This is a genomic window from Streptomyces sp. a15, assembly GCF_059026085.1.
This window is the reverse complement of the sequence record NZ_JBWLKM010000180.1, coordinates 1-5,354: the sequence shown is the minus strand read 5'-3', so window position 1 is coordinate 5,354 and position 5,354 is coordinate 1. Positions and strand designations below refer to the sequence as shown.

General features: G+C 74.1%; 2 protein-coding genes. Both read right to left on the bottom strand.

Going from position 1 to position 5,354, the window contains the following annotated elements; translation table 11 throughout:
• The coding region (locus AC5P09_RS51145) for a condensation domain-containing protein (RefSeq protein ID WP_493880503.1) at positions 1-587 on the bottom strand (587 nt) is incomplete at its 3' end.
• Positions 584-5,354 (bottom strand): amino acid adenylation domain-containing protein (locus AC5P09_RS51140; protein WP_493880502.1); only part of this gene is annotated, 4,771 nt, incomplete at its 5' end. The genes AC5P09_RS51140 and AC5P09_RS51145, both read right to left, overlap by 4 nt.

Here is a 5,354-nt window from a genome sequence, read left to right as displayed (position 1 = left end):
CGGGCGAGCCAGGCCAGATGGTCCCGGAAGGAGGGCGCCGGCCCGAGCCCGGAGGCGTCGCCGCCGGCCGCGTAGATGGCGGCGAGTTCGGTGAGCATCACCGGCATCGACCAGCCGTCCAGCAGGATGTGGTGGGAGGTCATCACGGTCCAGTGCCGCTCGGGAGTCAGCCGGACGAGCAGTAGCCGCAGCAGAGGCGCCTTGGCGAGGTCGAACCGTTCCGCCCGTTCCTCGGCGGCCAGTCGCCGCACTTCGGTGAGCGCCTCCTCCTCGGTCAGGTCCGTGTCCGACAGATCGACCTCGCGCCAGCGCAGGGCGACCTCGCGCGGGATGAGCTGCACGGACCGGCCCGACTTGCGGCGGTGGAAGCCGGCCCGAAGGGCGGGGTGCCGGTTCAGCAGGGCCCGCCAGGAGGTGCGCAGCCGGCCGGCGTCGATGGGCCCGCTCAGCAGGTCGGTGCGCTGGATGGTGTAGAGGTCGGGGCCCTGTCCGCCGTACTCGGCGTGAAAGAGCAGACCTTCCTGCAACGGGGAGAGGGGCCAGACCTCGGCGAGCGCCGAGCCGTGGACCGGGGTTGTGGACGTCACCGGGAGAGCCCTCCTTCGAGGTCCGCTGCGATCGCTTCGAGCTGCTCGACCTCGTCCTGGTCCAGGTCCAGCAGGGGGAAGTCGGACGGTGTGTGGCCGCCGACCGCCGGGTGGTCCGAGTGAGCCGCCAGCCCGCGCAGGAACGCCAGCCAGGTGCGGCCGAGCACGTCCACGGTCTCGTCGGCCAGCACCCTGACCGGATGGCTGAGGGTGAGGGTCAGTTGGGGTCCGTGGCGGGTGTCCCGGACGACGGCGCCCGCCTCCAGAGCGTGCGGCACGGGCATGCGCGGGTCGTCCGAGCTGTGCAGGGCGCGGGCGGTGGCCGGCTCCCACGGCACGGCCGCGCCGGAGCGGGCGGCACCTGCGAAGCCGCGGGCTCGGGCGTCCAGCCGGCCCAGGTAGTTGAAGCCGATCTGGGGTACGGGCAGTTCGGCCAGGACCGGTGCGGTCCCGGCGTTGAGGTACCGCAGCAGCCCGTAGCCCAGCCCGTCGCCGGGCACGGCCCGGATCTGCTCCTTGACCGTCTTCAGCAGCCGCCCCGCCGCCGTCTCGCCGACCATGGCCCGGTCGAGGTCCACGGAGCTCACGTCGAGCCGTACCGGGTGGGCACTGGTGAACCAGCCGACGGTACGGGACAGATCGGCACCGTCCAGCGGCGTACGGCCGTGGGTTTCGACGTTCACCAGGACCGGCGCGTGCGGGTCGCGCCGCCAGTGGGCGACGGCTCCCGCCAGCGTGGCGAGCAGGATGTCGTGGACGCCGCAGTGGAACAGCGCGGCCGTGCGGCCGACGAGGGTGGCGGTGTCGTTGTTGCGCAGGATCCAGGATGCGTGGCGTACGGTCGCCGCCGTGTCCCGGGCCGGGTCGAGGGGCGGCACACCGGGCAGCGGGGCGGCGTCCCGCAGCAGCGCGGCCCAGGCGGGCAGTTCGGCGACACGGTGGTCGCGGTGTGCCTCCGCCTCCAGCCGCCGTGTCCAGCGCCGGTAGGAGGTGACGACCGGGGCGGGACGCGGGGTGTGTCCGGCGACCGCGGCCTCGTACGCCTCCCGGAGGTCCGGCACCAGGATCCGCCACGACACCCCGTCGACGGCGAGGTGGTGCACCGCGAGGACCAGGCGCCCGGCCCGCTCGGGTCCCGCGTCCAGCCATACGGCGCCGACCATCGCCCCGGCCGCCGGGTCGAGCCGGTCCACGGCCTCGCGGGCAGCCTCCTCGGTGGCCTCGGCGAGTTCGTCCGGGGTCGCGGTCCCGGTCGCGTCCACGCGCACCAGGAGACGGTCGGTGTCCACGGAGTCCCTGGCGCCGACGGCCAGTCGCGGCCGGGAGCCGTCGTCCGCCACCCGGGAGCGGAGCATGGCGTGGGTGTCGACAAGGGCGGAGAGCGCGGTGGCGAGGGAGTCGTGGCTGAGGCCGGGCGGTGCGGCGAGGATCATCCACTGCGCGAAGGCGCCGCCCGCGACCCGCTCGCCGAGGAAGCGCGCGGCGGGCGTCCAGGGCACCTCGCCCACACCGTCGTCGGCGCCGGCTCCCCGGTCCCCGGTGCCGACGGGCTCGGCGACGGCCGCGAGCCGCTCCGGGGTCTTCTCGTCGAAGATCTGCCGGGGCGTGACGACGAGTCCGGCCTGCCGGGCCCGGGTGACGAGTTGCAGCGAGGTGATGGAGTCACCGCCGAGCGCGAAGAAGCTGTCGTCGGCGCCGACCCGGTCGAGCCCGAACATCTCGGCGATGGCGGTGCAGAAGATGTCCTCGGCGGGGGTCCTCGGTGCCCGGCCGACGGCTCCGACGGCGAAGTCGGGCGCGGGCAGCGCCTCGCGGTCCAGCTTGCCTGTCGGGGTCAGGGGCAGCTCGTCGAGGACCATCACGGCCGCCGGGACCATGTAGTCGGGGAGCGTGCGCGAGGCGTGGGCCCGCACCTCCGAGGGGTCCGGCTCGCGTCCGTCCGCGGGCACGGCGTAGCCGATCAGCCGGCCGTCGTGGAGCGCGGCGACCGCCTGCTCGACGTCCGGGTGACCGGCGAGCGCGGCCTCGACCTCGCCCAGCTCGATCCGGTGCCCGCGCAGCTTGACCTGCTCGTCGGCGCGTCCGAGGAAGACCAGCTCGCCGCTCGGGGTACGGCGGACCAGGTCACCGGTGCGGTACATCCGCCCGCCGCGGCTGCGCGGGTCGGCGACGAACCGGTGGGCGGTCAGCGCCGGCCGGCCGAGATAGCCGCGGGCCAGGCCGACGCCGGTCACATACAACTCGCCGGTCACGCCCTGCGGCACGGAACGCAGGAAGTCGTCCAGGACGTACACGCGGGAGCACGCGATCGGGCCGCCGATCGTCAGCGGACCCGTGTCGTCCAGGGGTGCGGTGACGGTGGAGACGACGCTCGCCTCGGTGACGCCGTACTCGTTGTGGAGGTCGCAGCGGGCCGCCCAGCGCCGACGGGTGTCCGCCGGGAGGGCGTCGCCGCCGCTCACCAGCACGCGCAGCGCGGGCAGTTCGCGGTCCGGGAGATGGGTGAGCTGGACGGCGGGCATCACGGCGTGGGTGATCCGGTGGTCGTACAGCAGGTCGCCGAGCTCGTCGCCGGTGGTGTGCCCGCCCGGCGGGGCCAGCACCAGCCGGCCGCCCGCGCACAGCGTCGGCCAGATGTCCGCCATCGACACGTCGAAGCTCGGCGAGACCAGCTGTACATGACGCGTGTCCGTGCCGATGGCGTACCGCTCGATCCGGTCGGCGACCAGATTCCGCAGCCCGCCCCAGGTGACAGCGGCACCCTTGGGGGTGCCGGTGGAACCCGAGGTGTAGATGACATACGCGATGCGGTCGGCGTCGGGTGCCACGAGGGCCCGCCCGTCGGGGTCGCCCGCCAACGGGGTCTCGTCCAGGGTCACCACCAGGCCCGCGAACCCGTCCGGCACCATCGGCCGGGTCCGCACCGTGCACAGCACCGCCTCGGGTGCGGCATCGGCGAGCACGAAGGCGATGCGGTCCGCGGGGTGGCCGGGGTCGACGGGGACGTACGCACCGCCCGCGAGCGCGATGCCGAGCAGGGCGGTGATCAGTTCCACCGAGCGGGGCGCCAGGACGGCCACACGGGTGTCGGCGCCGACACCGTGCGCCGACAGGTGGTGCGCCAGGCGCTCGGAGTCGCGGGCGAGTTCGGCGTACGTCACCTCGCGGTCGGCGGCGACGAGGGCGGTGGCCGCAGGGGTGCGGGCGGCCTGCTCGGCGAAGCGGCGGGGCGGGAGCGAGGAGACGTCCGTGCGCGCTTCGGGGGCCGGCGGCGGTGGGGTGGGATCGGCGGCGACGCCGGGCACGTCCAGCCGTCCCACCGGCACCGACGGATCCTCGATCACCTGCTCCAGCACCCGCGTCAGGCCGTGCGCCAGGCCCTCGGCGTCCGCGTCGGAGAACAGGGCGAGACGGTGGGCGAGGCGGACCTGGAGGCGGTCGCCGAGGACGACGCCCAGTGTCAGCGGGTAGTGGGTGCCCTCCACGGTGGAGACGTGGTCCGTCCGGAGGGTGTCGGGCGACTCCGGGGAGCCGACCGCGCGAGGGTAGTTCTCGAAGACGAGGACCGAGTCGAAGGCGGAACGGGACCCGGTGAGCTTCTGCAGCTCCGAGAGTCCCAGGTGGTGGGAGCGGATCAACGCGGACTGGCGGCCCTGCAGCGCGGTCAGCATCTCCAGCACCGACTGCCCGCCGTCGAGCGGCACCCGGACCGGCACGGTGTTCATGAACACCCCGACCATCCCCTCGACGCCCGGCAGTTCGGTGGGACGGGCCGCGACAGGTGCGCCGAACACGATGTCGGTGCGGCCCGTGAGCCGCGACAGCACCAGGGCCCAGGCCCCTTGCAGCAGGGTGTTGACCGTCAGCCCGCCGCCCCGCGCGAAGGCGACCAGCCGGGCGGTGAACTCCTGCGACAGCTCGCGGGTCAGCCGGCCCGCGTCGGCCGAGTCCTGCGCCCGTTCCAGGGGATCGACGAGGGTCGGCTCGTCCACCCCGTCCAGCTCGGCCCGCCACTGCTTCCGCGCGGCCTCTTTGTCCTGCCGGGCGAGCCAGGCCAGGTGGTCCCGGAAAGAGGGGGCCGGCCCGAGCCCCGAGGCGTCACCGCCGGACGCGTACAGCGCGGAGACCTCATTGAGGACGACGGACATGGACCAGCCGTCGAAGAGGATGTGATGCGTGACGACGATGAGCCGGTGACGCTCGTCGGAGAGCCGGACGAGGACGAGTCGCAGCAGCGGGGGCCGGGCCGGGTCGAAACGTTCCGCCTGCTCCTGAGCGGCCGTCTCGGCGAGCCGCGCCTCGGTCTCCTGCGCGCCGAGCCCGGAGAGATCGACTTCCCGCCACGGGATCCGTACGTCCTCCACGACGGCCTGGACCAGCCGCCCCGAGCCGAGCCGGTGGAAACCGGCCCGCAGGGTCCCGTGCCGGGCCGCCACGTCCTGCCAGGCCGCCCGCAGCCGGGCGACGTCGAGCTGTCCGCTCAACTCCAGCACCCACTGGCCCTCGTAGACGTCGGGGCCCTGCTCGTCGTAGGCGGCGTGAAAGAGCAAACCTTCCTGCAGGGGGGTGAGCGGCCAGACCTCGGCGAGGCCGGGAACCATGGACTCCAGCTCGGCGGACTCGTCCGTGGTGAGGTCGATAAGAGGGGCCTCGTCCTGCGGTGCCGCCGAGTCGGGGGTGATGTCGAGCTGTGCCACGGCGGCGAGGGCGGCCGGGGTCTCGCGTTCGAAGACGTCCTGGGCACTGAAGACGATGCCCTTGCGGTTG